Annotated in this window: 20 protein-coding genes; 9 read left to right on the top strand and 11 right to left on the bottom strand. The window is 48.0% G+C overall.

Features of this window, described 5'->3' with window-relative positions; genetic code table 11:
* Positions 1-270 precede the first annotated feature (270 nt).
* The 3 genes from glpA to glpC are packed head-to-tail and all read left to right on the top strand — an operon-like array spanning position 271 to position 4467.
* Positions 271-1971, top strand: a complete 1701-nt coding sequence (gene glpA / locus ACRC53_RS01235; RefSeq protein WP_438641764.1) for an anaerobic glycerol-3-phosphate dehydrogenase subunit A — start codon at positions 271-273, stop codon at positions 1969-1971.
* A complete protein-coding gene (gene glpB / locus ACRC53_RS01230) occupies positions 1961-3268 on the top strand; it encodes an anaerobic glycerol-3-phosphate dehydrogenase subunit GlpB (RefSeq protein ID WP_438633401.1) in 1308 nt (435 codons plus the stop codon). The genes glpA and glpB overlap by 11 nt, the downstream gene beginning before the upstream one ends.
* Positions 3265-4467 (top strand): anaerobic glycerol-3-phosphate dehydrogenase subunit GlpC, encoded by a 1203-nt coding sequence (gene glpC, locus ACRC53_RS01225; protein WP_438641763.1) that lies wholly within the window; start codon positions 3265-3267, stop codon positions 4465-4467. The genes glpB and glpC overlap by 4 nt, the downstream gene beginning before the upstream one ends.
* Positions 4468-4574: 107 nt before the next feature.
* Here glpC and ACRC53_RS01220 read toward each other — a convergent pair whose 3' ends face one another.
* Together ACRC53_RS01220 and ACRC53_RS01215 are read right to left on the bottom strand one after the other, a co-directional pair.
* Complete coding sequence (locus ACRC53_RS01220; protein ID WP_438641762.1) at positions 4575-5243, bottom strand: 7-cyano-7-deazaguanine/7-aminomethyl-7-deazaguanine transporter; 669 nt, start codon at positions 5241-5243, stop codon at positions 4575-4577.
* A 147-nt stretch (positions 5244-5390) separates the two neighbouring features.
* The gene (locus ACRC53_RS01215) at positions 5391-5669 is read right to left on the bottom strand and encodes a DUF3630 family protein (RefSeq protein WP_438641761.1); all 279 of its coding nucleotides are present in this window, start codon (positions 5667-5669) and stop codon (positions 5391-5393) included.
* 254 nt (positions 5670-5923) lie between these two features.
* On the opposite strand from ACRC53_RS01215, the gene ACRC53_RS01210 reads away from it, so the two are divergent.
* Positions 5924-7573: a methyl-accepting chemotaxis protein gene (locus ACRC53_RS01210; protein ID WP_438641760.1), complete on the top strand. Its 1650-nt coding sequence runs from the start codon at positions 5924-5926 to the stop codon at positions 7571-7573.
* A gap of 350 nt (positions 7574-7923) precedes the next feature.
* Positions 7924-8613: a pirin family protein gene (locus ACRC53_RS01205; RefSeq protein WP_438641759.1), complete on the top strand. Its 690-nt coding sequence runs from the start codon at positions 7924-7926 to the stop codon at positions 8611-8613.
* Positions 8614-8641: 28 nt separating this feature from the next.
* On the opposite strand, the gene recQ is transcribed toward ACRC53_RS01205, so the two are convergent.
* Positions 8642-10462 (bottom strand): ATP-dependent DNA helicase RecQ, encoded by a 1821-nt coding sequence (gene recQ / locus ACRC53_RS01200; protein WP_438641758.1) that lies wholly within the window; start codon positions 10460-10462, stop codon positions 8642-8644.
* Between the two features lie 345 nt (positions 10463-10807).
* Complete coding sequence (gene pldA / locus ACRC53_RS01195; protein WP_438641757.1) at positions 10808-11758, bottom strand: phospholipase A; 951 nt, start codon at positions 11756-11758, stop codon at positions 10808-10810.
* A 329-nt stretch (positions 11759-12087) separates the two neighbouring features.
* Between pldA and ACRC53_RS01190 the strand changes: the two genes are divergently transcribed.
* A complete protein-coding gene (locus ACRC53_RS01190) occupies positions 12088-12570 on the top strand; it encodes a thioesterase family protein (protein WP_438641756.1) in 483 nt (160 codons plus the stop codon).
* A gap of 36 nt (positions 12571-12606) precedes the next feature.
* On the opposite strand, the gene ACRC53_RS01185 is transcribed toward ACRC53_RS01190, so the two are convergent.
* From ACRC53_RS01185 to ACRC53_RS01165, 5 genes are all read right to left on the bottom strand, one after another.
* Entirely contained in the window at positions 12607-14250 is a 1644-nt protein-coding gene (locus ACRC53_RS01185; RefSeq protein ID WP_438641755.1) for a M16 family metallopeptidase, read from the bottom strand.
* A gap of 206 nt (positions 14251-14456) precedes the next feature.
* Positions 14457-15083, bottom strand: a complete 627-nt coding sequence (locus ACRC53_RS01180; RefSeq protein WP_438641754.1) for an OmpA family protein — start codon at positions 15081-15083, stop codon at positions 14457-14459.
* A gap of 190 nt (positions 15084-15273) precedes the next feature.
* A complete protein-coding gene (locus ACRC53_RS01175) occupies positions 15274-16377 on the bottom strand; it encodes an FUSC family protein (RefSeq protein WP_438641753.1) in 1104 nt (367 codons plus the stop codon).
* A gap of 97 nt (positions 16378-16474) precedes the next feature.
* Positions 16475-17854 (bottom strand): DASS family sodium-coupled anion symporter, encoded by a 1380-nt coding sequence (locus tag ACRC53_RS01170; RefSeq protein ID WP_438641752.1) that lies wholly within the window; start codon positions 17852-17854, stop codon positions 16475-16477.
* A 438-nt stretch (positions 17855-18292) separates the two neighbouring features.
* Complete coding sequence (locus ACRC53_RS01165; RefSeq protein ID WP_438641751.1) at positions 18293-19582, bottom strand: GGDEF domain-containing protein; 1290 nt, start codon at positions 19580-19582, stop codon at positions 18293-18295.
* 274 nt (positions 19583-19856) lie between these two features.
* Here ACRC53_RS01165 and gpmM point away from each other — a divergent pair, with 274 nt between their 5' ends.
* From gpmM to ACRC53_RS01150, 3 genes are read left to right on the top strand one after another with little or no spacing between them, the layout of a single operon-like run.
* Positions 19857-21401 carry a 2,3-bisphosphoglycerate-independent phosphoglycerate mutase gene (gene gpmM, locus ACRC53_RS01160; protein WP_438641750.1) on the top strand — a complete coding sequence of 515 codons (1545 nt, stop codon included), beginning with the start codon at positions 19857-19859 and terminating at the stop codon, positions 21399-21401.
* A 7-nt stretch (positions 21402-21408) separates the two neighbouring features.
* Positions 21409-22656: a murein hydrolase activator EnvC gene (gene envC / locus ACRC53_RS01155; RefSeq protein ID WP_438641749.1), complete on the top strand. Its 1248-nt coding sequence runs from the start codon at positions 21409-21411 to the stop codon at positions 22654-22656.
* 21 nt (positions 22657-22677) lie between these two features.
* Positions 22678-23886 (top strand): divergent polysaccharide deacetylase family protein, encoded by a 1209-nt coding sequence (locus tag ACRC53_RS01150; protein ID WP_438641748.1) that lies wholly within the window; start codon positions 22678-22680, stop codon positions 23884-23886.
* A gap of 123 nt (positions 23887-24009) precedes the next feature.
* On the opposite strand, the gene ACRC53_RS01145 is transcribed toward ACRC53_RS01150, so the two are convergent.
* The gene (locus ACRC53_RS01145) at positions 24010-25299 is read right to left on the bottom strand and encodes a malic enzyme-like NAD(P)-binding protein (RefSeq protein ID WP_438641747.1); all 1290 of its coding nucleotides are present in this window, start codon (positions 25297-25299) and stop codon (positions 24010-24012) included.
* A 221-nt stretch (positions 25300-25520) separates the two neighbouring features.
* Positions 25521-25733, bottom strand: coding sequence for a 50S ribosomal protein L31 (rpmE, locus tag ACRC53_RS01140; protein WP_438641746.1), 213 nt, complete (start codon positions 25731-25733; stop codon positions 25521-25523).
* Positions 25734-25847: the final 114 nt, after the last annotated feature.

Raw genomic sequence — 25847 nt, 5'->3', positions numbered from 1 at the left:
ACCACAAAAAAAGCCAATGATAACTTTCGGTTTTGCTCATTTATGGTTTATATCAAACATTTTAGAGTAAAAAACCGTGATACTTCCCACACCAAAAGAGTGTCCTGTATAAAATGCGTGCAAAATAAAATGCTAGATAACCTCATAATAACCGTATATTTACATCAATAATGAGCATAACAGGCACACAAGATCTCCATACTTTTGCGCACAAAAAAGAGGCTTATTTCCTCTTTGATGCTCTACCGCTAACTTGCGAGACATGTGACCATGATGAACAGCGCAACCCGAATTGAAACTGATGTTGCCATTATTGGTGGCGGTGCAACCGGCGCCGGTGTCGCCCGAGATTGCGCCCTGCGCGGCCTGCGCTGCGTGCTACTTGAGCGCGATGACATTGCAACCGGTGCTACCGGACGCAATCATGGTCTGTTGCACAGCGGCGCACGTTATGCCGTGACTGATGAAGAGTCAGCACGTGAATGTATCAGCGAAAACAAAATTCTTAAAAAAATTGCCCGCCACTGTGTCGAACCGACCGGGGGGCTGTTTATTACGCTGCCAGAAGATGATCTCGATTTTCAGGCCGGTTTTATCCGCGCCTGCCAAACTGCCGGTATTGATGCCAATGCTATCAGCCCAGCAGAGGCTCGCCGTTTAGAGCCTTCCGTGAACCCTACACTGATTGGTGCGGTCACCGTTCCCGATGGCACGGTTGACCCATTTCGCCTGACGGCTGCCAATATGCTCGATGCGCGCGAGAATGGTACGCAAGTGCTTACTTACTGTGAGGTGGTCGGTTTAATTCGAGAAGGTACGAAAGTCATTGGGGTACGCGCATTTAATCACCAAACCCATACGGTGGTTGAAGTGTATGCGCCAATCGTGGTGAATGCTGGCGGGATCTGGGGGCAACGTATTGCTGAGTATGCTGACTTAACCATTCGGATGCTGCCCGCGAAAGGGGCGCTGCTGATCATGGGCCACCGCATCAACAATCAGGTCATCAACCGTTGCCGCAAACCGGCAGATGCCGATATTTTAGTTCCGGGTGATACCATTTCGCTGATCGGTACAACCTCTAGCCGGATCCCGTATGACCGAATTGATGATATGCGGGTAACACCAGAAGAGGTTGATATTTTAATCCGTGAGGGAATTAAGTTATCACCGATTATGGAAAGAACCCGCATTTTGCGTGCCTATGCCGGAGTACGGCCTCTGGTGGCAACCGATAACGACCCTTCTGGTCGTAACGTCAGCCGTGGTATTGTGCTGCTTGATCATGCCAAGCGCGACGGGCTCGATGGGCTAGTCACCATTACTGGCGGTAAACTGATGACCTACCGGCTGATGGCCGAGTGGACAACCGATCTGGTATGCGAAAAACTCAACCACCAAGCGCGCTGCACCACCGCCGAACAACCGCTGCCCGGCTCAAATGAACGCACCGAAGAGACGCACGGCAAAATTATCAGCCTACCCGCACCGTTACGCGGTTCAGCGGTTTACCGCCACGGCGACCGCGCGCCACGTTTTGTCAGTATCAACCGTTACGACAGCTCACTGGTGTGTGAATGTGAAGCGGTCACCGCCGCCGAAGTGCGCTATGCGGTAAACGAGCTGAAAGTGAACAATCTTATCGATCTACGCCGCCGTACACGGGTTGGCATGGGGCCCTGTCAGGGCGAGCTGTGTGCCTGCCGCGCCGCGGGCGTTATGGCCCGTTTTGGCCAGACCACACCGCAACAATCAACCCAACAATTGCGCGAATTTCTGGAAGAGCGTTGGAAAGGCATTCGCCCAATTGCGTGGGGGGATGCGCTGCGCGAATCGGAATTTACCAACTGGATTTATCAGGGGTTATGCGGGCTTGATGATGTGCCGCCCGTTTCGTTAAATACCGTAAATACAGTGCCAAACACCACCACAACCCAGACCGTTCAACAGGAGAACGCCAATGAAATTTGATGTGGCTATCATTGGTGCCGGTTTAGCTGGGTTAACCTGCGGGATCAAGCTGGCACAAGCCGGACAACGCTGCACCATTATTAGCTCAGGGCAGTGTGCGCTGAATTTCTCGTCTGGCTCACTCGATTTACTCAGCCGATTGCCCAACGGCCACGCCGTAGCGACGCCACTGCAAGCACTTGATCAACTGGCTACCCAAGCGCCACAGCACCCGTATACCCGTATCGGCTATCAGGCGATTACACAGGCTACCACCCAGTTCAGCCAGATGCTGGCCGACAGCGGTATCTTGATGCACGGCTCGGCACAACACAATCATCTGCGGATGACCCCGCTTGGCAGCCTGCGCAGCACTTGGTTAAGCCCAGCGTCAGTGCCGGTACATCCGTTATCTTCCCACGCAGAGCACAGTGATGATTCTGTGGCTATGCGCAGTAAAATTGCGCTGATTGGCATCGAAGGCTTCCATGATTTCCAGCCGGAAATGGCGGCCGCAACACTGCGCGAACACCCGCTGTACCGTCACTGCGATATCGTTACCGACCACCTGACCTTGCCGCAGCTTGATCTGCTGCGCACAAACCCCAGTGAGTTTCGCTCCGTCAATATTGCCCGCGTGCTCGAACAGCTCACTGACCTAGCACCGCTGGCCGCCGAGCTGCAACGGGCCGCGCAACAAGCACAAACTGTGATTTTACCGGCAGTACTGGGGCTTGAGCAGCACGATCTGCTGGCTCGTCTGCAAACTCTGACCGGTTTAACACTGCTCGAATTGCCGACCTTGCCACCCTCAGTGCTGGGTATTCGACTACAACAGGCTCTGAAACGCCGTTTTCAACAGCTCGGCGGTCTGCTGATGAACGGCGATCAGGTGCGCAGCGCAACGCTTGAGTCCGGCCGCGTGCAGGCACTGTATACCCGAAATCATGAGGATATTCCGGTACAAGCCGATTATGTCGTGCTGGCCAGCGGCAGCTTTTTCAGCAACGGTTTAGTTGCCGAATTTGACCGTATTCGTGAGCCTATTTTTGGGCTGGATGTGGTTGATACCGGAGAACGCGCACAGTGGAGCAACCCACAGTTTCTGACCAGTCAGCCGTTTTTACAGTTCGGCGCACAGGTTGATAATCAGTTACGCGCCCGCAAAGCAGGAAAAACCATTGAGAATTTATATGTCATCGGCTCGGTGCTCGGTGGCTATGATCCTATCTATCTTGGCTGCGGTGCCGGTGTGTCCGTCACCACTGCACTTACCGTAGCAGAACAGATCCTGCAACGTCAGGAGGCCCACGCATGAGCATTACCCCCGATTCAAGCTTTGAAAGCTGCATAAAGTGTACCGCCTGTACTACGTTTTGTCCGGTATCGAAGGTCAACCCGCTCTATCCTGGCCCTAAGCAGGCCGGCCCTGATGGTGAGCGCCTACGGCTCAAAGACCCTGATCTGTATGATGAAGCCCTGAAATATTGCACCAACTGCAAACGCTGCGAAGTAGCTTGTCCGTCTGATGTCAAAATTGGTGACATTATTCAACGCGCCCGTGCCCAATACAGCCAGAAAAAACCGACACTGCGCGATGCGATTTTAAGCCATACCGATCTGATGGGCACACTCTCAACCCCGTTTGCCCCCATCATCAACCTAACTACCGGCTTAAAGCCCGTACGCAAACTGCTCGACAGCGCACTGAAAGTCGATCACCGCCGTGAACTGCCCAAGTATTCACACGGTACATTTCGTAACTGGTATCGCAAACATGCGGCAGACAAGCAGGCCCAGTATGCCGAGCAGATCGCCTATTTTCACGGCTGCTATGTCAACTACAACCATCCACAACTGGGTAAAGATCTGATCCGCGTATTTAATGCCATGGGGCTTGGCGTACAGTTGCTGGATAAAGAGAAGTGCTGCGGCGTACCGCTGATTGCCAACGGGTTTACCGAAAAAGCAAAAAAACAGGCCAGCTTCAACGTCAAGCATCTGGAAACCGCCGTGGAACAAAAAGGGTTGCCGGTTGTGGCCACCTCTTCCACCTGCACCTTCACGCTGCGCGATGAGTACCCGCATATTTTGGGGATAGACAACAGCAAAGTGCGCAGCCACATCGATCTGGTCACCCGCTTTTTATACCGTGAACTCAGCGCGGGCCGTACCTTGCCGCTCAAACACACTCCGCTGAAAGTGGCTTACCACACGCCATGCCATATGGAAAAAATGGGCTGGGTTCCCTATACCCTTGATTTACTCCAACGTATTCCGGGAATAGAGCTGATTATGCTCGACTCACAATGCTGCGGTATTGCCGGAACATACGGTTTTAAATCAGAGAATTACGATACCTCACAAGCTATCGGCTCATCACTGTTCCGCCAGATTGAAGAGAGTGGGGTTGATTTTGTGGTGTCTGACTGTGAAACCTGCAAATGGCAGATTGAAATGTCGACCAGCAAACGCTGTGAACACCCGATCACCGTATTGGCTCAAGCACTGGCCTGATAACGCTGTGAATAACGTCGCTAATAACCTCGCTAACAGGCTAAAACAAAAACGGGCATGCCCTCCGCTGCCCGTTTTTGTTGTTTACTCGGCCGATACAGACAGCGTTAGTTTTGCTGCACCCACACCGCTTTTTCTGGTGTATGCGTCAGGCGTTTGAGCAGAAAATTGAGCAATACACCGTATGCTGGCACAAACAACCCCAAACTGATAATCAACTTGAAGGTGTAATCCACCAGCGCAATCTCTACCCAATGCTGGGCCATAAACAGATCGGGGCTTTTATAGAAGGCAATAAAGAAGAACGATGCGGTATCACTGATATTACCAAACAGCGTAGATGCCATCGGTGCCAACCACCACGCCTTCATCTGACGTAAACGGTTAAAAACATTAATATCAAGGATTTGACCGAGCAGATACGCCATAAAGCTGGCAACCGCAATCCGCGCCACAAACAGATTAAATGTCGCCAGTGAAGCTAACCCCTGATAGCTTCCTGCCAAAAACAGCACAGAAACCACATACGAGATCAGTAACGAAGGCAACATCACAGCAAAAATAATCCGGCGCGCCATTGCCGCACCATAAATTCTGACCGTTAAATCAGTGGCTAAAAAGATAAACGGAAACGAGAATGCGCCCCACGTGGTATGAAAACCAACAATCGTGATCGGCAACTGCACCAGATAGTTACTTGAAGCGATGATAAAAACATGAAACAAAACCAGCCAGATCAGCGCATGGCGCTGCTGGTCGCGGCTAAAAGAGAGCATGACACATCCACCTTTTTGTTAGTTGGGGTGAGGGAACCCAATACCAGAAATTTATCAGCCACAGCCGGTTTTGCCTACAAAACAAAATATACAACACCGGCATAGACTAACCTACGGCGCAGAGTATACCTGTGTGTTGCGCAACTGTCAGCTATTGTCCCGCACAGCAGTGAACATGGCTTGCTTCGTTAGCAAAAACTGCAACACGGCCACGCCTTCATCACATAACGCCTCTAGCCAAAGAGTCTGGGTGTAGTGATCACCACGCAGCAGCAGTGGCGTACCTTCAAATTCGACCCGCCATGTGTGCAGATCGGCATCGCACTGACGATCGATCACTTGTAACTCAGCCTGCTCTAACAACGGCTGTACTTTTTCAGCAAAATTATCAACATCAAGCCCACGGCAATACACACTTAATACCATCTCTTTTCCCTCTGGTTCGATCCCTGATTGCCTTGTTGCATGGCATTTACATCACACATGCATAAAAAATTTGAATCTACCCTTCATTTTATCCAGAGTCAGCCGCTAAAACAGACTGTGACAACCTGCACTGCGACACGTTGAACTATGCCATTGAATAAGCCGCATATCGAAATTCCGCAGTGTTACCGCCTTTTATGGTTTCCACCGCATAAGTGGTGGCTTTGCAATGCCTCTGGCAACAAGGTGATTTTATGTTCTTACCCAGCTTAAACATTGGTAAAAAACTTGCGGCAGCATTTGCCACTCTTTGCTTAGTATTGATTGGGATAGGAATATTCTCTCTCTCCCAATTTAACAAAATGAATACTGAATCATTTAATCTTACCAACAATATTATTCCCAGCATTCGTACTGCGGCCAATATCGATCAGGCTATGGCTAATTTTCGCCGTTATGAACTCGGTCTATTTTTGGTCGAATCTGATCCAGTGCGTACTGCAGAATATCTACAGATACTCGAACAAATAAATACGACTATAAATACCGCTATCGATAGATATGCCAAACTGATGTCATATGATGAAGAGCCGCCTATATACAACAGCATTAAAGAAAAATGGTCACAATATTATACAATCCACAAACAAATCATTTCTTTGTTAAACACTCGTCAAACAAGTCAAGCCAGTAATATTCTACTTGGCCAAGGAATGACTATTTATAACGCAATGCTCAATGATGTAGGGCAAATAATCGAGATCAATAAAAAATATGCTGATATAGCACGTGTAGATTCTGTCTCTGTTTATAACGCAGCCAAAATCAACATTGCCATTTGTATTGTACTTTCTATTATTTTAGTGGTGGTATTTGCCACTATGTTAACCCGCCAAATCCGCGATCCGCTGATTTTATTAGTGCAACAAGCACAACAGATTGCCAGCGGACACCTGGGCCGCAGCGCACTGTGTGATTACCTTGATTCAGGCAAACTCTCTAACGATGAAATTGGCCAACTTGCCCGCGCGATTCGCCAAATGAAAGAGGGGTTAAGCCAGTTAGTTAATGAGATCAGCACCTCAGTTTCGCAGCTCAGTAGTGCAGTTGAAGAGGTAGGGGCCATTGCCGAGCAGTCATCACAAGGTATGCAGCAGCAGCAAAGTGAAGTATCACAACTGGCAACAGCCATGAATGAGATGCAATCAACTGTACAAGAAGTTTCACGTAACACCACCGATGCAGCAACCGCAGCACATAAAGCCACTGATGCTTCAAACAGTGGCAGTAAAGTGGTTCATAACTCGATTGGCAGTATTGAACAAGTGGCCCAAGAGATTGAGCGAGCAGGCTCAGTGGTACAGCAACTTGAGCAAGACAGTGCCAGCATCAGTGTGGTGCTTGATGTTATTCGCAATATTGCCGATCAAACCAACTTGCTGGCGCTGAATGCGGCGATTGAGGCAGCACGTGCGGGTGAACAAGGGCGTGGCTTTGCCGTCGTTGCCGATGAAGTTCGCACACTGGCCCAGCGCACTCAAGACTCAACGGCTGAGATCAATAAAATTATCGATGTACTGCAATCCCGTGCTGCAGAAGCTGGGCAAGCAATGCAAGTGAGCCGTCAGCAGATGCAAACCAGTGTAGAGCAAGCTCGCCATGCAGGTGCAACCATTGGGCAGATAAATCAGTCGGTTATTCAAATCTCTGATATGAACACCCAGATTGCCAGCGCCACCGAGCAACAAAATTCTGTAACCGAAGAGCTCAACCGCAGCATTGTGAATATTCATAACGCGTCTGATGAAGTGGCACAAGGCGCAAACCAGACGGCACAAGCCTGTGCAGAGCTCAGTCAATTGGCCGTTTCATTACAGCAGATGACGAACCGTTTCACCCTGTAATACGCTACATAACTTAACGTCATCTTATTGTTTTGTGCAATACCCCCACGGAGCAGATTTTCTGCTCCGTTTTTTCATCCTTACCGTAGTAAAACCGCTGATTACTTGCTCTGTGTTCAAGCTTGTCATGCCATATTTATCTGCCTCAATGACACAACAATGGGTTTTATCATCATAAATAGCTTGTTTTGTATCGCTATCCTCACTCAACTCGCATTAAGACACCGTATCGCCCGCCTAACAGCGTCATCATTCGTAAAAATTGATACATTCTGGTGATTTTTTGCGCTTTTTTTCTCTTTTTGAACGATTACACTGCATCTATTACATTGAGGATAAGAGAGGTTTATATGCTACAGCTTCGTCAATCTGATCGGCGCGGGTACGATAATCATGGTTGGTTGCAAAGTTGGCACAGCTTTTCGTTTGCCGACTATTTTGATCCTAACTATATGGGTTTTTCTGCGCTGCGCGTGATCAATGAGGATATTATTGCGCCCCATTCCGGCTTTCCGACTCACCCACACAAAGATATGGAGATACTGACCTATGTGCGGCAAGGGCGCGTTGCACATAAAGACAGCATGGGCAATATGACGGAAGTGCAAGCCGGTGAGTTCCAGATCATGAGCGCCGGCACAGGCATTCGCCACTCAGAGTATAATCCGAGTGAAAGCATGCCATTGCACCTGTTTCAGATCTGGATTTTACCGCAACAACATGGGCTTGAGCCACGCTATGCGCAGCAACACTTCGCGCCACAACAAGGTAAGCAGTTGATTTTATCCCCGAATGGAGACAAAGGCTCACTTCAGGTTTTTCAAGATATGACACTGTGGCGCTGGATACTACCCACACACACGCCCGCCTGCTACCGTATCGCCGAACGCCGGCATATCTGGCTACAGCTCATTAGCGGTGAGTTAGAGGTTAACGGGCAGCCGTTACAACACAGCGATGGGCTTGCGATTTGGGATGAACAAATACTGCAAATCACCGCCCAGAGTGACAGTGAATTTTTACTGTTTGATCTGCCTTAGTTGGCAGTACGATACTTTTTTGCAGGGGTTACTCACTATCAACATGATCACGGATCATCGCCAAAAATGGTGAGCCAAAACGGGTCAGCTTACGCTGGCCTACCCCGTTAACAGCCAGCATATCACGCGCGGTAACTGGCATCTGCTCGGCCATCTCTTGCAATGTGGCATCATTAAACACCACATATGGCGGGATCCCCTCTTCATCAGCAATCGATTTGCGCAGCTTGCGTAACTTGGCAAACAGCTGCCGATCATAGTGACTGAGCGCAGTTTTAATGCTGTTTTTCAGTGATGACAATGAGGTACGTGGCTCGGCTAACTGCAAGCTCACCTCTCCGCGCAGCAGCGGTCGGGCTGCCTCTGTCAGTTGCAGGGCCGAGTGCTGTACAATATTTTGTGTCAGAAACCCCAGATGGATCAGTTGGCGTAACACACTCACCCAGTGTTCATGGCTCTGATCGCGCCCCACGCCATACACCGATAGCTTTTCGTGCCCGTGTTCGCGAATACGCTGATTGAGCGAACCACGCAACACCTCGACCACATAACCAATCCCAAAACGTTGGCCAACACGGTAAACACACGACAAGGCTTTTTGTGCATCTTGCAACCCATCATACCGTTTGGGGGGATCAAGGCAGATATCGCAGTTCCCGCACGGCTGCTGACGCCCCTCACCAAAGTAGTTCAGCAGCACCAAGCGGCGGCACGTTTGCGCTTCGGCAAATGCACCCATCGCGTTGAGTTTATGGGTTTCCACATCGCGTACCGGCCCTGGCTCTTTCTCTTCGAGCATACGGCGTAGCCACACCATATCGGCAGGATCAAAAAACAGCACGGCTTCTGCCGGTAGGCCATCGCGCCCTGCTCGCCCAGTCTCTTGGTAATAAGATTCAATATTACGTGGGATATCAAAATGCACCACAAAACGTACGTTTGGCTTATTGATGCCCATGCCAAATGCTACAGTAGCCACCACAATCTGTACATCATCACGCTGAAACGCCTCTTGTACCTGATTGCGGCGCTCAGTCGGCAAACCGGCATGATAAGCGGCAACACTGAGCCCACGGGTCTTTAAACGTTGGGCAGTATCCTCAACTTTGGTGCGGCTATTACAGTAGATAATGCCACTTTTACCACGCTGATCTTGCACATAGCGCAGTAATTGCTCGGCCGGTTTGAATTTTTCCACCAATGTGTAGCGGATATTCGGCCGGTCAAAACTGCCCAAATGCAAAAAGTGGTTGGGGATCGCTAAATGGCGGACAATATCTTGTCGGGTGGTCTCATCCGCAGTGGCGGTCAATGCCATTACCGGTAAGTGCGGAAAACGCTGCTTTATCTCGCCCAGTGCACGATATTCTGGCCTAAAATCATGCCCCCACTGTGAGATGCAGTGCGCTTCATCTACTGCCAACATGGAAAGAGGCCAATCAGCCAAACGATGTAGCAGCCCACCAGCCAGTAACCGTTCTGGTGAGATATACAGCAGTTTAATGCTGCCGTTTTTAACCTCTAGCATCACCTGCTGCTGCTCTTCACGGCTTAGGGTGGAGTTTAAGCAGGCCGCAGCAACACCATTGGCACGCAGCTGATCGACCTGATCTTTCATCAGTGAGATCAGCGGAGAGATCACCAGCGTAACGCCCGGCAGCATAAGCGCCGGAACCTGATAGCAGAGCGATTTTCCACCGCCGGTAGGCATAATCACGAGGCAATCATTGCCGTTGAGCACCTGCTCAATAATCACCGCTTGTCCGGGGCGGAAGGCCTGATAGCCAAAGACCTCACGCAAAACATGCGCGGCCGCTGAGGGTTCTAGGGGACGTTCCGCCAATGACACGCTGTGATCCTTAAAGTAAGCGATAAAGTAACAGACTAAAGAGTGGCTATTGTAGAAAGAGTACTGGGGTTTGTCGCTATTTTGTTGCGGTAGCGGTTGTCTTACTCAGATGAGGGAAAGCATAATCTGCTCATGGGCCAGACAGTGAAGGTGATGCTACTGTTTTTACACCACCGGTTTACACTGCCTGTTTTACATTACCTGTCTTGACATCACCTAAATTTGTGGCGTTCAAAACAGAGCCAAACGCTCACCGTGCATGGCAGTGCAGTAACCTTCACACAGCACTGCCATTGTGACTACCACTGTGGCGGAACTGTCACCGTCACTGGATAGACACGCTTTTTACATAATATCGTTAAGCATAATCCCGACACCAAACGAAGTCTGGCGGAAGTTATAATCAATCATGGTTTGACCATAACCGGTAAATAACTGCGTATAGAAACGGACACTAGGGGTAATAGGGTAGCTCCAACCTATTTGTGCGCTGCCCTTATCTGAACTCCAGTTATAACGCCCTTCAACACTATATACACTCTTACCGGCTTTATAGCCGACTTGCAGACGATAGTGCCCCAGATAATCAACAATATTTGGGTTATCATCATTTTTCTTCGAGTCAATCCGCACCCAAGGTTCGAGATCAACCATCCAGTTGCCTCGCTGTGCCATGACCCGCGCATAAACACGATTCCAGCTCCGCGATGTATCATGCTTCTCATTGTGTTCATCAAAATAGTCGTAACCACGGCCATTTGATTGATGTACCATACCAAATTCAAGCTCTTTAAAGTGCCAGCCTGCCAGCGTGTAATCGGTGCTCCAAGCAGTAAATACGCGCGGCTCATAATTTGTTTCTAAAAAAGGCGCTGAAATGGAGAAGTTAGTTGCTTGCCAAAATGACTTTTGGGTATACGCCGCGGCTAACACTGAGTTATGGCCGAAAATACCACGCCAGATTGGGAAGGCAAAACTGAGTTGAAATTTAATATTATCTTTTCGTAAATCATTGGCATCATAGCCACGATTTGCATACATCTCTTTATTAATATTATTGCTGTAAGAGTACACTATATAGTTAGTGTCATAGGGGATCAGTAAAAAAGGTGAATCATGATCCTCAAGCAAATTAGCAATACGCCCGGCATAATTGTGCTTATTGCTCTGCGTCTCTGCGGATACGGAAGCCGCGTGCGTCTCGCTTTCTGGCACAGTTTGCGCACCAACTGACTGACTGATGGCTAACCCAGAGAGCAATGCACTCGCGCCAATTGCCCAACGACTACCTAACATATATAACATCTCCATGTGATTGATCTTCAATGCAAACAAGCAAATGACATCTCTCTAAATAGCTTGCTAACACGATAAGCGATGTGGCCTCACAATGCATCCACACCGGCCTACAAGAATACTGATAATCTTACGCGTATCTGCCTAAATAGCGACTACGCTAACTTTATATATATGCATCCTACCAACGAATGACTGATTCTGTTAGCAGATGTCTCTCTTTTTCTGTGAGAAAAAATACTGTGAACCCGTGATGCAGATAACATTTTTTTAGTGTGGTTGCTTTACAGTAAAAACACCTTGCAAACAATTTAGCAACAAAGGTATTTATGTTATCAGCACAACCTGATCTCATCCTCAGCCCCACTGATGCACGTGATTTTATCGGCCAATTATTTATGGAGCAAATGCCATTTAACCGCTTAATCGGTATGACACTAACACGCAATGCACCTGATATTGTCGAAGTGCAAGTCAAAATGCGTGATGAGCTCATCGGTAATACACACCAAAAAATTTTACACGGTGGGGTAACAGCGGCCATTTTAGATGTGGTTGGCTGTATTTTGGCAGCCACCTCTGCACTGGCCCACGAAGAGCAACAGACCTTGCAACAATTGGGCGCTCGCTTAACTAAAGTTGGCACAATTGATCTGCGTATTGATTATCTGCGCCCTGGACGTGGCCAGCAGCTTATTGCCACCGGCCACTTAATCCGAGCGGGTAATAAAGTGGCAGTCACCCGTATGGAGCTACACAATGAAGAGGGTATGCACATTGCGTTTGGTACAGGCACTTACCTTGTCGGTTAACGTATCACCCCAACACCAATGACCAAAGAGGCCCTGTTATTGCGCGGCATCTTGGAATACGCTCTTTGGTAGAAAGCCCGCTGTCAGTTGCCCTGGTGCATTAAGATAGTGCAGCGTTAAATCGCGCAAAACCTGTTCAGAAATACCGGCTAAAAGAGTTGGCATCTGCATAATATCTTCTATTGGATAGCCCGCCAGCCAATAAGTACTTAGCGTTTGCGTGCTGCGCTTAGGATCTTGCCAGAGTGCCATGATTTGCTGGTTTACCTGCTGCTTTGCCGTATCCATCTCTTTTGCACTGAATCCTTCAACAAGTAAAAGATTGAGCTGTTTTTTCAAGATCATTTCAGCCTCAGCATACTGTTCTGCTGGTACAGTTGCCCGTATTTGTAGCATGTTCATCTGCATATCGGTGGCAGGATATGTCATATCCACCGTAACATGCACTGCTTCTCCTCCCGTTGCACGAAGCGCCTGACGCATACGCTGCTGTAAGATGTATTGCAGCATTTTATGGGCTAAACGGTGTTCCACATCATCAGTTATGGCTGGAACAGAAAGGCGGGTAATCACCACCAATGCCCGATCATCGGGATTGTGTGCCTCTATCAGTGGTGCACTTTTTTTCAGTAAAAACGGGTAGCTATTCCAGTAGGGTTTACTGCCTAAATCAAGCCCTCCGAAATAGTTGCCAACAAGGGTTAACACCTGTTGTGGGTCAACATTACCGACAATGACAAGCTCTGCATCTTGCAATGCATTGCGAAGCTGTGTATGTACAGCATTAAGCTGTTTAACACTGACATTTTGCACATCACGCGGAGAGCTAAAACGCACATATGGGTTGTTTGGAAACAAATACTGCTGCAGGTGCGATTGAAAAAGCCCTTTGGGTGTCTGCAAATACTGGCTTATTGCGCGTGCTTCTTGCGTTTGTACGCGATACAGCAGTGTTTCGCTAAAAAAGGGTGCGACAAGTATCTGACGAGCAAGGGCAAACCACGTATCAAGGTGTGTTTTCTCAACAGAACCGCTAATACCATGTTGGCTGGCTGTGATAATAGGTTGTAATTTAATACCATTTTGCACAATGAAGTTGTGCAAAAAATCATTCTGATGAAGGTCAATTTGCTCATCTGCATTCATTTTTAATGATAATAACTTTGCGGCTGCCAGCAACTCTGGTGGTAGTGATCGCATGCCACCACGGGCGCGTAACTGTATATAGACCCGATCGGGTACAACATCCATTTGTTTGATTAATACAGCAAGGCCATTATGAAATGTTGCCTGCGTTATATTCCATTGTGGAAATTGTTGCTGCTCTTTAAGCTCCCCAACCTGTTCAGGTATGGCCATAATCTGAGCATATTGTTGGGAGAAGGCGGTATCAGAAAGTGCTGGCGTTATTTGCCATAACGATAAACATTGCTTTAATTGTGCTGTATTTTCTGTGGGTAAAGAAGAAGGCGCAGGTGATGATAATACAGACGGTGGCGATGAATGATTTGAATGACGCAATTCACTGCCTACTAGAGGCTTCTTTTCAGTGGCTACACTAAGGGCATTTGTTGCACCTACATTGTAGCTTAACAACATGTAACTTAATAACAGCATGCTAAGTAACATCGAACCACCGCGTAGGCAAGAAGCCCTGCGTAGAACACATCCTTGCACCATAATTATGCATCCCAAAAATGAGGCATTCGCTCGACATAAGATAACTTGCGCAGGTAACGACATACCTTATCGCAAATATATCCGCGATACTGAATGCTATTTATTATTAGAGTTATTGATATAGGCTTACTCGCCCTTTTTGTATATGTCACATTGTCGTAACACTGATCTGATGCTAACGTAAATATGTTACATTGACTAGAAAATCACGGTACTTGCAGCACAAATTGCACCCTACGGTTCAATGCACGGCCTTCTATGCTGCTATTACTGGCAATCGGTGCTGATTCACCTGCACTGCGCACAGCATCAATTTGCTCAACCGGTGCATTTTGCTGTACCAGTGCTGTCATCGTAGCGTGTGCCCGGCGTAAGCCTAAGGTGTGATTATAGCCAGCCGAACCGATGCTATCAGTGTTGCCAACTACACCCACCCGTAAATCACTTTGCTGCATCACTTGCACTAAACAGTGAAGTACGCGCTGATCGGCAGCGGTAATTTCGCTGCGATTAAATGCAAAATAGAGTGGTTGAACCGCTAAAACATCGTATTGATTACTGAGTAAATCAGCGTGGCACTCTGGCGGAATAACCTGCGCAGAGTAAGGCCCAGCAATAGGCATTTGATAGCCCCCTGCAACACGCTCTTCACGCACCGTAAAGCCTGATTTTTGCCTGGAAGCGGAAGCCGTATACTGCCCATTCATGGGTTCATTCTCTGTATAGAGCACCGGAATGTCAGCCTGCACTTTAAGTATCGGGCTAACACCCCAGACAAGTCCTAATAGTAACTGAATGGATAAGCTATTTTTTTTGCGCACCCAATACCGCATGTTGCACTCCTTTGCCGTTCGCTCTCTTATGCTATGAAACCACCGTTTCATGCTTGATTTGCTCAGTGTATTGCGAAATTAACACGCTTTTTCAAATAGATGATGCATGTTAACGTCACAATCTACAGTGTTTAGCTGCATATCGCTTTTGCTGTGTTTCAGCATCTGATATTACATCCATAAAGCACCCCTATTTTTGCTGATCTTCAGCCGAAGGTATTTGCGCTGTTTGCTCTGATTTTTCCACTCTTATCGGCTGATCTTTTTTGAGCGGGGGTTCAGCATGTTGCAACAATAATTGTAAACGCGTGAACTGACGCGCTAACTCACGGTTTAACCACAAATAACCAAACGGGCTAAGGGGAATGCGATCATCGGTGCGATCAACAATAAAGTCAGGGGAAACAAAAGTTTCAAACATTCCGCTATCTGGGCGAGAAGCACGCAGCCCCCGCAAACGGCTTGCTTGTGCATTCATTGCGCGGGCAACTTGCATTTGTTCTGCTTTCAGTTTGGGTAATTCCCAGTGAATATGTGCCTCAGAGTAAGATTTGTGTGTGCCGACAAGTAACTCCAGTGTACTGAGCATTAACTGCAACAAACTTTGGATCTCATTGAGCTTATCGGCTGACAAGAAGTGTTCGCGTGATGCTGGCGCTAACAGTGGGCGCATCGAAATTGCGCGATCATAGATAGTTTTGATCGCATAATCGCTATCGATTGCTTGCAGTTGCTCTGTTGAGCGGTGCGCTTGGTACAGTTGTGCCATGGCTTTGAGGTTATCACTGAGCAGCAGTTGCCAACGGCGAGAGGCGCGTTGTGGCCACAGGCTGCTAAATAAAATCGCAAGCAATGTGCCAATGAGTACATCTGCCGCGCGCCACAGTGCCTCGCTCGTACCGTCGACCCCACCCCAACCTATCATGGCCAGCGTAATGCCACATAACATCGCCACATACGGGCGCTTTCCAACACCGTAATAGCCACATGCCATGGCCATTAGACTCATCCACCCCCAAGCTATCCACGGTGAAATTAGCTGTAATTTCAATGCAATAAGGCCAGCAATTGCACCAATTAACGTACCTAAAATACGGTGTAAGCCCTTTTGCCACACCCCTCCAAGATACGGGATGTTGCTCATCACCACGAGGAGTGTCACCAGTACCCATGGGCTGTGCCCAAGCGGGGCATAGTGCAGCAAAATCAGTGTCAATAAGAATGCGAGCCCCACCCGTAACGCGTGATAAGCACGGTAATGACAGAAAATAAACTCACGATCAACCAAACGCATAACGGCTGTGCCAGACAAAAAAAGAGAGCCTAAATACTATCAGGCTCTCTTGAATAATGCAGATAGCAATACGCGCAACATCCACAAATTTGTTGTGTTACATCCACACAAACCAAGCAAATAAGGTCACAATTCCTACGCACATCAGGTTTAACCCAACTCCTACACGGATCATTTCACTTTGTTTAATGTGGCCTGAACCAAATACAATCGCATTAGGTGGCGTAGCAACAGGCAGCATAAAAGCACAAGAGGCCCCCATTCCAATAACCAGCGTTAACAGGGCTGAAGGCATACCGAGTGCATCGGCAACTGTAGCAAATACCGGCACTAGCAGTGCAGCACTGGCAGTATTAGAGGTGAACTCAGTTAAGAAAATAATAAAGGTGGCAACCGCTAAAATAATGATAAACCAGTGGCTTGCCCCAAAAATATCTGCCATGCCATTGGCCAGCACCACACTGGCCCCTGACTCTTTCAGTACCGCGCTAAGGGTTAAACCGCCCCCGAACAGCATCAGTACACCCCATTCGGTATTTTTCTGAATCTGCCCCCAGCTTGCTGTTCCCGTCGCCCCAATTAGCACAGCCGCACTTAGCGCCACGAGTGAGTCAAACTGCTTCACGCCCCCCAGTGCCGCGCTGATTTGGCTGCTAAAAATCCAGCAAATCACAGTTAATGAAAAAATGCCTAATGTTACTATACGGTGTGGGGTAAGGATCAGCGGTTCGGTTTTAATCGAAAATGTGTGCTTAAGGTTAGGTTTTAGCAGCATATATAGCAAACCTATCATCAGTGGCATAGTAACGAGCATCACCGGAATACCAAACTTCATCCACCCAGCAAAATCCAGCCCTAACTGTGCCGCGGCAATGGCATTTGGTGGGCTGCCTACCAGCGTGCCTAACCCACCAATACTGCAACTGTAAGCAATCCCTAATAGTACAAATACAAAGGTTTTATGTTCACGCTCTTGATCAAGTTGGCTCAATACTCCCATTGCCAGTGGCAGCATCATCGCAGCGGTTGCTGTGTTACTGATCCACATTGAAAGCAGTGCAGATACGCCAAACAGCATCATCGTGGCGACACTCATTCGTCCACGCGCCGCAGCCAACAACTGATTGGCAATCAGGCGATCAATTCCTTGAATATGCAGTGCCGTGGCCAGTGCAAACCCGCCAAAAAATAGAAAAATAATCGGATCAGCAAACATTGATAGGGCTTTGGGGGCTTCTAGCAGCCCTAAACCTACCGCCATAATGGGAACAAGCAAAGCCGTTAACGTGACATGCAGCGCCTCGGTAAGCCACAACACACCGATAAAAACCATCAGCGCCAAACCTTTATTGGCTGTCGGCTCAAACGGTAATACGTTGAGTAGCACAATAAACAGGGCAATATTGGCGATTAAAATCAGTGGATTACGGCCAAACAGCACCGTTCGGGGCATTTGCGGTAACGAAACATCACTCATATCAACAATCCTTATCGGGGATCAATCATACTGTGTGTAATACCCCATTTATTGGTCATCACACCGATTGGTCTTTATCAATTTAACGCCACGATAACGATTTACTGACAATGTGGGAATGTATTTACCGGGCAATAACCCGATAGTATTGCATTTCTGAGAGCTGAAACGAGCCGCTTAATCTGAAAATAGTGCACTTATTAGTATAAACTGCCACTAAGCAGCATTAAAACATGACAATAACAGTGGCCGTGGCTAAAAAACCACAACACTCAAGATAAGAAGGGGTAAAAATAGCGTATCAGATTATTGAGTACCCTGCTAAACGGGTAAACTTATCCCCTAACACGCGAATGATCGTGCTCTTTGTATGAGCATTGAACACGGTATGCTGTACCAAGAATGACAGCATACCGCGGTGCGCTAAACCAAACTCAGTTACCCAACCACCACGCAATTTCGTCCTGAGTTTTTCGCTTTATACAGTGCAATATCGGCACGATTTATCGTATCAGCAATATTTTCATGCAATGCCAGCTCTACTACCCCCAACGATACTGTGACTCGAATACCTAAAGGCCACTGAGTTAGCACAAACTCTTGACGCAGCAGTTCAGCCTGTTCGTGTGCCTGATCACGATTAAAATCAGGGCAAAGTAGCATAAACTCCTCCCCGCCCCAGCGAACCAAGCGACAACGTGGATTGATCAAGCTGCGGCAGCGGTGTGCCAAATGCTGTAAAACCTCATCACCCACCAGATGGCCATAGGTATCATTAATGTGCTTAAAGTGGTCAATATCTAACAAAATTAGGGCTGAGGGCTCTTGCGACTCACTTTGGCGCAGCATCTCAAGCATCAAGGTTCGCGCACCATAGCGATTAAATGCCCCGGTTAATGGGTCATATTTTGCTTGATACTCTACCTCTTCATTGCGCAGTTTTAACATGGTATTCAGATCCGTTAACTGCTGTTGGCGTTTTTGCGAAAACGTCAGTTCACGGCGCATCTGTAGCTGCATTCCAAGTAAATACGCAAATGTGCAGATCACCCAAATCGCAATAATCAGTAGATAGTAATACTCTTCACTAATCCACGAACCATGAAATTCAATATAATCAAACGCCACATGGTGTTCACCCTCTTGCATCAATTCACTTGAGGCAAGCTCAATCTGAAAAATACGGTTAAATTGTGGCAATGCCTGTGTTACCGGGATTTTTTTATCATTGACCCACCAGCTAGCCACCTGAAAAGCACTTAGCGGCATATCCAGAAAATTATGGGTATCACTTGGCTGCACGATCAGTTGATTCACTTTGTGCGAGAGTGAGTCATCTGGGCGTGAATAAGCAGGATCGTAATTGCGCAAATACACACGCCAAAACTGTGGACCAACACCAGTGCTGCGAATCGGAATTTGGATACGGTTAAAATCCGAGAGATCAAGGCCATCTTCGGGCGAGCTCAATATCAACGACACTTCACAATATGGCCAACGATAGACATTTTTTAGTGTGCAATACAAATTAATGTGGCCATTATCATCAACACTGACCTGCGCTTCTGTTGCGCCACCGCGAGCCCGATCATCCATCGGCTCAATGAGCTGCACATTACTGGCATCAACCCGAATAACTCGGCGTGTAATCATTGGGTGCAGCGCAACCGCTGCAACGGTAAAGATTAACAACAGCGTAAAAAGTTTAGCAACAATGTGCTGACGCATAAAATTAGTTATTCTCAGAAGAAAAACCTAAAGCAGGTTATACCAAATATTTAAGCAAGAATGGTAACACTTAAGGGTGAAAGTGATACATAGTCACCTTATAGTAGTGTAGAAATCTAGCATCAATGTTTAATACAGAATAAAACCTTCATCACGATTCTCTTTGATTCTGTGATATTCAATAGCTGACACGAGTCAGTTATGTAGTAAAATTACTAAACTGATATGCTCAAGTATCACAGCACACTTTTGTATTCTCAACGAGAGGTCTTGCATGGCTAACGTGAAGAAACCGATGGTTTTGGTCATCCTTGATGGCTACGGCTACCGCGAAGATAAACAGGATAATGCAATTTTAAACGCTAACACACCGGTCATGGATAAGCTGTGGGCCGAGTGTCCGCACAGTTTAATCTCCGGTTCAGGTCTGGATGTTGGCCTGCCTGATGGCCAAATGGGTAACTCTGAAGTTGGCCATGTCAATCTGGGTGCTGGCCGTATTGTGTACCAAGATTTGACCCGTTTGGATAAAGAGATCAAAGACGGTGACTTCTTCCACAACCCTGTACTGACCGCCGCAGTAGATAAAGCAGTGGCTGCCGGTAAAGCCGTACATATCATGGGTCTGCTCTCACCCGGTGGTGTACACAGCCACGAAGCGCATATTCTGGCGATGATCGATCTGGCCGCCCAGCGTGGCGCAGAGAAAATCTACCTGCACGCATTCCTTGATGGCCGTGATACCCCGCCACGCAGTGCAGAAGATAGCCTGACCCGTGTCGCGCACCACTTTGCCGAACTGGGCAAAGGCCGCGTAGCATCACTGGTTGGCCGCTACTACGCCATGGATCGCGACAACCGCTGGGATCGCGTACAGCTAGCCTATGATCTGATGACCCAAGCCAAAGCTGAGTTCCACGCCAGCAATGTGCTTGATGGCCTGCAAGCGGCGTATGCCCGCGGTGAAAACGATGAGTTCGTCAAACCGACCGTGCTGCAAGCCGACGGCGAAACCGCTGCTGATATGAATGACGGCGATGCGCTGATTTTCATGAACTTCCGTGCTGACCGTGCTCGCCAGTTAACCCGCACCTTCATCAATGCTGATTTCAACGGTTTCACCCGCGAAAAAGTGGTGAATTTCGGTGATTTCGTGATGCTGACCGAGTATGCGGCCGACATCAAAACCGTTTGTGCTTATCCGCCGGAAAATCTGGTCAACACCCTGGGTGAGTGGCTGTCAAAGCACCAGAAAACCCAACTGCGTATCTCAGAAACTGAAAAATATGCACACGTGACCTTCTTCTATAACGGCGGTGTTGAAGAGCCGTTCACCGGTGAAGACCGTATTCTGATCCAATCCCCGCAAGTGGCGACTTATGACCTGCAACCGGAGATGAGCTCTGCCGAACTGACCGAAAAATTGGTTGGTGCAATTGAGAGCGGTAAATATGATGCTATCATCTGTAATTACCCGAACGGCGATATGGTCGGCCATACGGGTATTTTTGATGCTGCCGTCAAAGCCGTTGAAACGCTGGATCACTGCATTGAGCAAGTTGTTGCGGCCGTACGCCGCGTTGATGGTCAACTGTTGATTACCGCCGATCACGGCAATGCTGAGTTGATGAAAGACCAAACGACAGGCCAGCCATTTACAGCACATACTAACTTACCTGTACCGCTGATTTATGTCGGTAAACCAGCAGAAACGGTGCACGGTGGTAAGTTATCTGACCTTGCTCCGACAATGCTAAGTATGATGGGAATGGAAATTCCTGCAGAGATGACTGGCAAGCCGCTGTTTATCGTGAAATAATTTTCATATGAAAACAAAAAATGACGTACTCCTCAAAAAACAACTTGTCGGCACACTCAGTGTTGGCCTGTTGCTGTGGTCGTCATTTACCCTTGCAGCGCCGAAAACCAAAGAGGCGTTGCAAGGTGTCATGCAAGATATTGCACAACAAGAGACCAAGGTGGCTGCGCAAAAAGATCAGCGGGCACAATTGCAACAAGCACTGCAACAACAAGATCAATCTATTGGTGCTGCCAGTAACGTACTCAGGCAGACCGAGCAACAACTCAGCCGCTTACAGCGCGATTTAAGCCGTTTAGCAGCTTCAATTGCCACGCTGGAAAAGACACAAACACAACATCAACAACGCCTAGCACAACAACTTGATGCCGCTTTTCGTTTGGGTAAGCAGGGGCAATTACAGGCAATTTTATCCTCTGATGATCCTGCTCGTTCAGAGCGTTTATTGCACTATTACCGCGCGATTAACGAAGAGCGTGCCGCCGTAATTGATGAATTAAGTGTTAATCGCCATGAGTTGCAACAACAAAAAAACCAGCTAAATGCAGCTCAAAAACAGCAAAAAACACTGCTTAGTACCCAACAGCAGCAGCAGAGTAAACTGCAACAGGCACGTCTTGAACGTAAAAAAACCCTCAGTGCACTTGAATCTGATTTAAAACAAAATCAGCAACAATTAGCGCAACTTAAACTCAATGAACAACGCCTGCGTGATCAGATAGTCCGTGCCGAGCGGGAAGCCAAACTACGCGCTGAACGCGAAGCGCGTGAACTGGCGCGCAAACGCGCCAGCGAAGAGAAACGCACCGGAAAACCGTACGTTCCTAATGCCAATGAACAAGCCCTAATGGCACAAAATGGTGGCTTAGGTCGCCCTGGTAGCCAACATCGCTGGCCTGTTAATGGCTCTGTTCTGCACCGTTTTGGTGATAGCCAAGAGGGTGAGTTACGTTGGAAAGGAATGGTCATTGCAGCCAAAGAAGGAAGTGAAGTCCACGCCATTGCCGCGGGTAAAGTGCTGCTGGCAGATTGGCTACAAGGCTATGGATTAGTGATGGTTATCGACCATGGAAAAGGTGATATGAGCCTGTACGGATACAACCAAACTGTACTGTTTAAACCCGGTGATAATGTTAAAGCGGGGCAAACTATCGCACTGGTTGGTGATAGTGGTGGTCAAGGTGAACCTAGCCTCTATTTTGAAATCCGTCGGCAAGGTCAGGCGGTTAATCCGCGTCCTTGGCTGGGCGGTTAATACCTTAACCGAGAATCTTCCATGTTGTTATGCCCGCTACACCCGCTTTTATGCCGTTTCTCTTTTGCACGTCTACAACGCTTACCTGTATTACGCACGCCTATCTTGCTACTTATCAGCTTATCAATATCTGGATATATCACAAGTACATGGGCAGGACAACTGGTCATTGTGATTGATGATGTTGGTTATCGTGCTGCAGATCATCAAGTGATGCGTTTACCCCTGCCAGTCACTGTTGCCGTTTTGCCAACAGCACCACACGCTGCAAATATGGCTAAACAAGCGGCGCAACAAGGGCGTGAAACCATTATTCACTTGCCAATGCAGCCACTTGGCCACCAAAAAGTGGAAGCGGGAGCACTGCATACCGGCATGGGCGCAAGTGAAGTGCAACGCACCTTACAGCAGGCTATGCGGGTTGTTCCCAATGCTATTGGTCTCAATAACCATATGGGGAGTGCGGCAACCTCTGATCCTGCATTGATGAAACTGCTGATGCAACAACTCAAAGCGCAACAACTGCTTTTTTTAGATAGCCGAACTATCAGCACCTCAGTCGCTGAGTCGACTGCTCATCAGCTCGGTGTTCCTGCGTTGCGTCGTACCGTATTTTTAGATGACGATAACAGCCTGACACAAGTGCAAGCAGAGTTTCAACGCGCCGTTAACATGGCACAGCACAAAGGCTGGGCTATCGCAATTGGTCACCCACGCCCGAATACGATTAAAGTCTTACAAGCCGGATTATCTCGTTTACCACGTGGTGTTCAACTCGTATCACTGAGTACACTCGTTCATGCAAAATCACATACCTCATCGATACTGCCAACACAAAAACCACACAGTGAACAACCGGTTGGTAAAGGCACATCATCTCAGATTGTCGTCGATCACACAGCAACAAGACCACATGCGACAGAGACATCACGTGGCCTCTATCAGCCTGGGCCTATCATTGAACCGTCGGCAGAGCCATCACACTCTGAGATATCACCGGCGCATACTGCTTCGGCGAAAAAGCATCCACAATACCCTGTAGCACAAGATCATCCTTTGCCAGGATCAGCCCTCTTACCGAATGGCGCAGAGAGCCTGACGACACCACCAGAGCCTGTGATTATATTTGAAGTTCTAGGTATGAGCGAAAGTCCTGACAGTAACCCAAACAATATATTGCCAACTCACATCTCGACGCCGTCTCTGCTGCATCGTCAGCATAAAAAGTAGGGTATTGAGCATAAAAAAACGCCCGACAGAGTTCTCTCTGAAGGGCGTTTTTGTTAAACGATATTTTGTTAAACGATAATCACAAAAAGAGCCTTATACACACAATAGAGTGAGTGATAATCATTAATTTATAGCTTCTGCAACACTCATTGGGTTCAAGGTGTTAGACGTACGGCACAACAAAGACGTAGGTATATGCCCAGCAACACCTGACGCTATCGCGGCGGTAGAAACGGCGTGGGCAACACGCTCAAGCAAACGTGAATCCATTGGCTTAGGGATAATATAATCACGGCCAAAAGCTAACGATGTAACCCCTGCCGCGTCAAGTACATCTTGTGGCACAGGCTCTTTTGCCAGTTGACGAATTGCCTCAACTGCGGCCAATTTCATCTCATCATTAATCGCACGGGCACGCACATCAAGCGCGCCACGGAACAAAAACGGGAAGCAGAGTACATTGTTAATCTGGTTCGGGTAATCAGAGCGACCCGTTGCCATAATCAGATCGCTACGGGTAGCAAATGCCAGTGCTGGTTTGATCTCCGGATCAGGGTTAGCACAAGCAAACACAATGGGATTTTTTGCCATCAGCGCCAGAGCTTTCGCCGGTAACAAGTCAGGGCCAGAAACACCGATAAAAACATCAGCACCGGTCATCGCATCTTCTAATGTACGTTTGTCGGTTTTATTGGCAAACAGCGCCTTAAATTCGTTGAGATCACTGCGATCAGCGTGGATCACGCCCTTACGATCAAGCATATAGATATTTTCACGCGCCGCACCGCACTTGATCAGCATATTCATACAAGCGCTTGCTGCCGCGCCTGCACCCAGACAGACCACTTTGGCCTGTGGCAAGGTTTTCCCTTGAATCTCCAGTGCATTGAGCACACCGGCCGCCGTAACAATCGCCGTACCGTGCTGATCATCATGAAAAACTGGAATATGGCAGCGTTCAATCAAACGCTGCTCAATCTCAAAACACTCTGGCGCTTTGATATCTTCTAAATTAATGCCCCCAAACGAATCTGCAATATTGGCAACCGTATCAATAAACTGCTCAACCGTATCGTGTGTTACCTCAATATCAACCGCATCAATACCTGCAAAACGTTTGAATAACAGCGCCTTACCTTCCATTACCGGTTTAGAGGCCAACGGGCCTAAATTCCCCAAACCCAAAATTGCCGTGCCGTTAGAGATCACCGCAACCAGATTACCTTTACCGGTATAACGGTAAGCATTTTCTGGATCACGCGCAATTTCACGCACCGGTTCAGCCACACCGGGGCTATAGGCCAGCGCCAAGTCATGCGCAGTATCCGCAGGTTTGGTCAGAGCAATAGCAATTTTTCCGGGGATCGGGTAAGCGTGATAATCGAGAGCTTGTTGGCGCAAATCGGCAGACATCAGACATTCCTATCATTATTCGTTTTTGTGTTACGGAACGTAACGTACGCTGATGATAAGCAATCTCAAGGGGGATTCCCAGCCGATACATCTGAAAAAACGTGTCAGCAAGAAGATAAATCACTACGGAACAGGTTATATTGCAGTGTTATATCTGAGATATAAAAAAAGCACCCAAAGGTGCTTTTTTTGCTTTCGCGATACTGCAGAAAGAAGAAAGATTACTTCTTCCCAGACAGTGCGCCAAAACGCTTGTTGAAACGGTCAACACGGCCACCGGTAGAAACTTCACGTTGCTTACCAGTATAGAACGGGTGGCAGTTACCGCACACGTCTAGGTTAATGTCGCGGCCAGTAGAACCGATTTTGATAACGTTACCGCAAGAACAGTTTGCAGTAATTTCTTTGTATTCTGGGTGGATACCTTGCTTCATGGGAAACCTCAGTAAAGGCCGTGTCGCTATCTGGTCAACCTTACCACGCTTTACACAGTAATTTGCCAAACACCACACGAGGATTAATAACACAGTTATAAGGCGCAAAATAAT

Origin of the sequence: Plesiomonas sp. (assembly GCF_051652165.1) — a bacterium.
Classification (GTDB): Bacteria; Pseudomonadota; Gammaproteobacteria; order Enterobacterales; family CAMTGL01; genus Plesiomonas.
Note: the sequence above shows the minus strand (reverse complement) of the source record. Positions and strands in the feature narration are given on the sequence as shown.

Coding starts and splice junctions, on each gene's coding strand:
- glpC (WP_438641763.1), top strand. CDS start 3,265: ATGAGCATTACCCCCGATTCAAGCTTTGAAAGCTGCATAAAGTGTACC.
- ACRC53_RS01210 (WP_438641760.1), top strand. CDS start 5,924: ATGTTCTTACCCAGCTTAAACATTGGTAAAAAACTTGCGGCAGCATTT.
- rpmE (WP_438641746.1), bottom strand. CDS start 25,733: ATGAAGCAAGGTATCCACCCAGAATACAAAGAAATTACTGCAAACTGT.
- glpB (WP_438633401.1), top strand. CDS start 1,961: ATGAAATTTGATGTGGCTATCATTGGTGCCGGTTTAGCTGGGTTAACC.
- ACRC53_RS01190 (WP_438641756.1), top strand. CDS start 12,088: ATGTTATCAGCACAACCTGATCTCATCCTCAGCCCCACTGATGCACGT.
- ACRC53_RS01180 (WP_438641754.1), bottom strand. CDS start 15,083: ATGCGGTATTGGGTGCGCAAAAAAAATAGCTTATCCATTCAGTTACTA.
- ACRC53_RS01170 (WP_438641752.1), bottom strand. CDS start 17,854: ATGAGTGATGTTTCGTTACCGCAAATGCCCCGAACGGTGCTGTTTGGC.
- gpmM (WP_438641750.1), top strand. CDS start 19,857: ATGGCTAACGTGAAGAAACCGATGGTTTTGGTCATCCTTGATGGCTAC.
- ACRC53_RS01185 (WP_438641755.1), bottom strand. CDS start 14,250: ATGGTGCAAGGATGTGTTCTACGCAGGGCTTCTTGCCTACGCGGTGGT.
- glpA (WP_438641764.1), top strand. CDS start 271: ATGATGAACAGCGCAACCCGAATTGAAACTGATGTTGCCATTATTGGT.
- envC (WP_438641749.1), top strand. CDS start 21,409: ATGAAAACAAAAAATGACGTACTCCTCAAAAAACAACTTGTCGGCACA.
- ACRC53_RS01205 (WP_438641759.1), top strand. CDS start 7,924: ATGCTACAGCTTCGTCAATCTGATCGGCGCGGGTACGATAATCATGGT.
- ACRC53_RS01150 (WP_438641748.1), top strand. CDS start 22,678: ATGTTGTTATGCCCGCTACACCCGCTTTTATGCCGTTTCTCTTTTGCA.
- ACRC53_RS01165 (WP_438641751.1), bottom strand. CDS start 19,582: ATGCGTCAGCACATTGTTGCTAAACTTTTTACGCTGTTGTTAATCTTT.
- ACRC53_RS01145 (WP_438641747.1), bottom strand. CDS start 25,299: ATGTCTGCCGATTTGCGCCAACAAGCTCTCGATTATCACGCTTACCCG.
- ACRC53_RS01215 (WP_438641761.1), bottom strand. CDS start 5,669: ATGGTATTAAGTGTGTATTGCCGTGGGCTTGATGTTGATAATTTTGCT.
- ACRC53_RS01175 (WP_438641753.1), bottom strand. CDS start 16,377: ATGCGTTTGGTTGATCGTGAGTTTATTTTCTGTCATTACCGTGCTTAT.
- pldA (WP_438641757.1), bottom strand. CDS start 11,758: ATGTTAGGTAGTCGTTGGGCAATTGGCGCGAGTGCATTGCTCTCTGGG.
- ACRC53_RS01220 (WP_438641762.1), bottom strand. CDS start 5,243: ATGCTCTCTTTTAGCCGCGACCAGCAGCGCCATGCGCTGATCTGGCTG.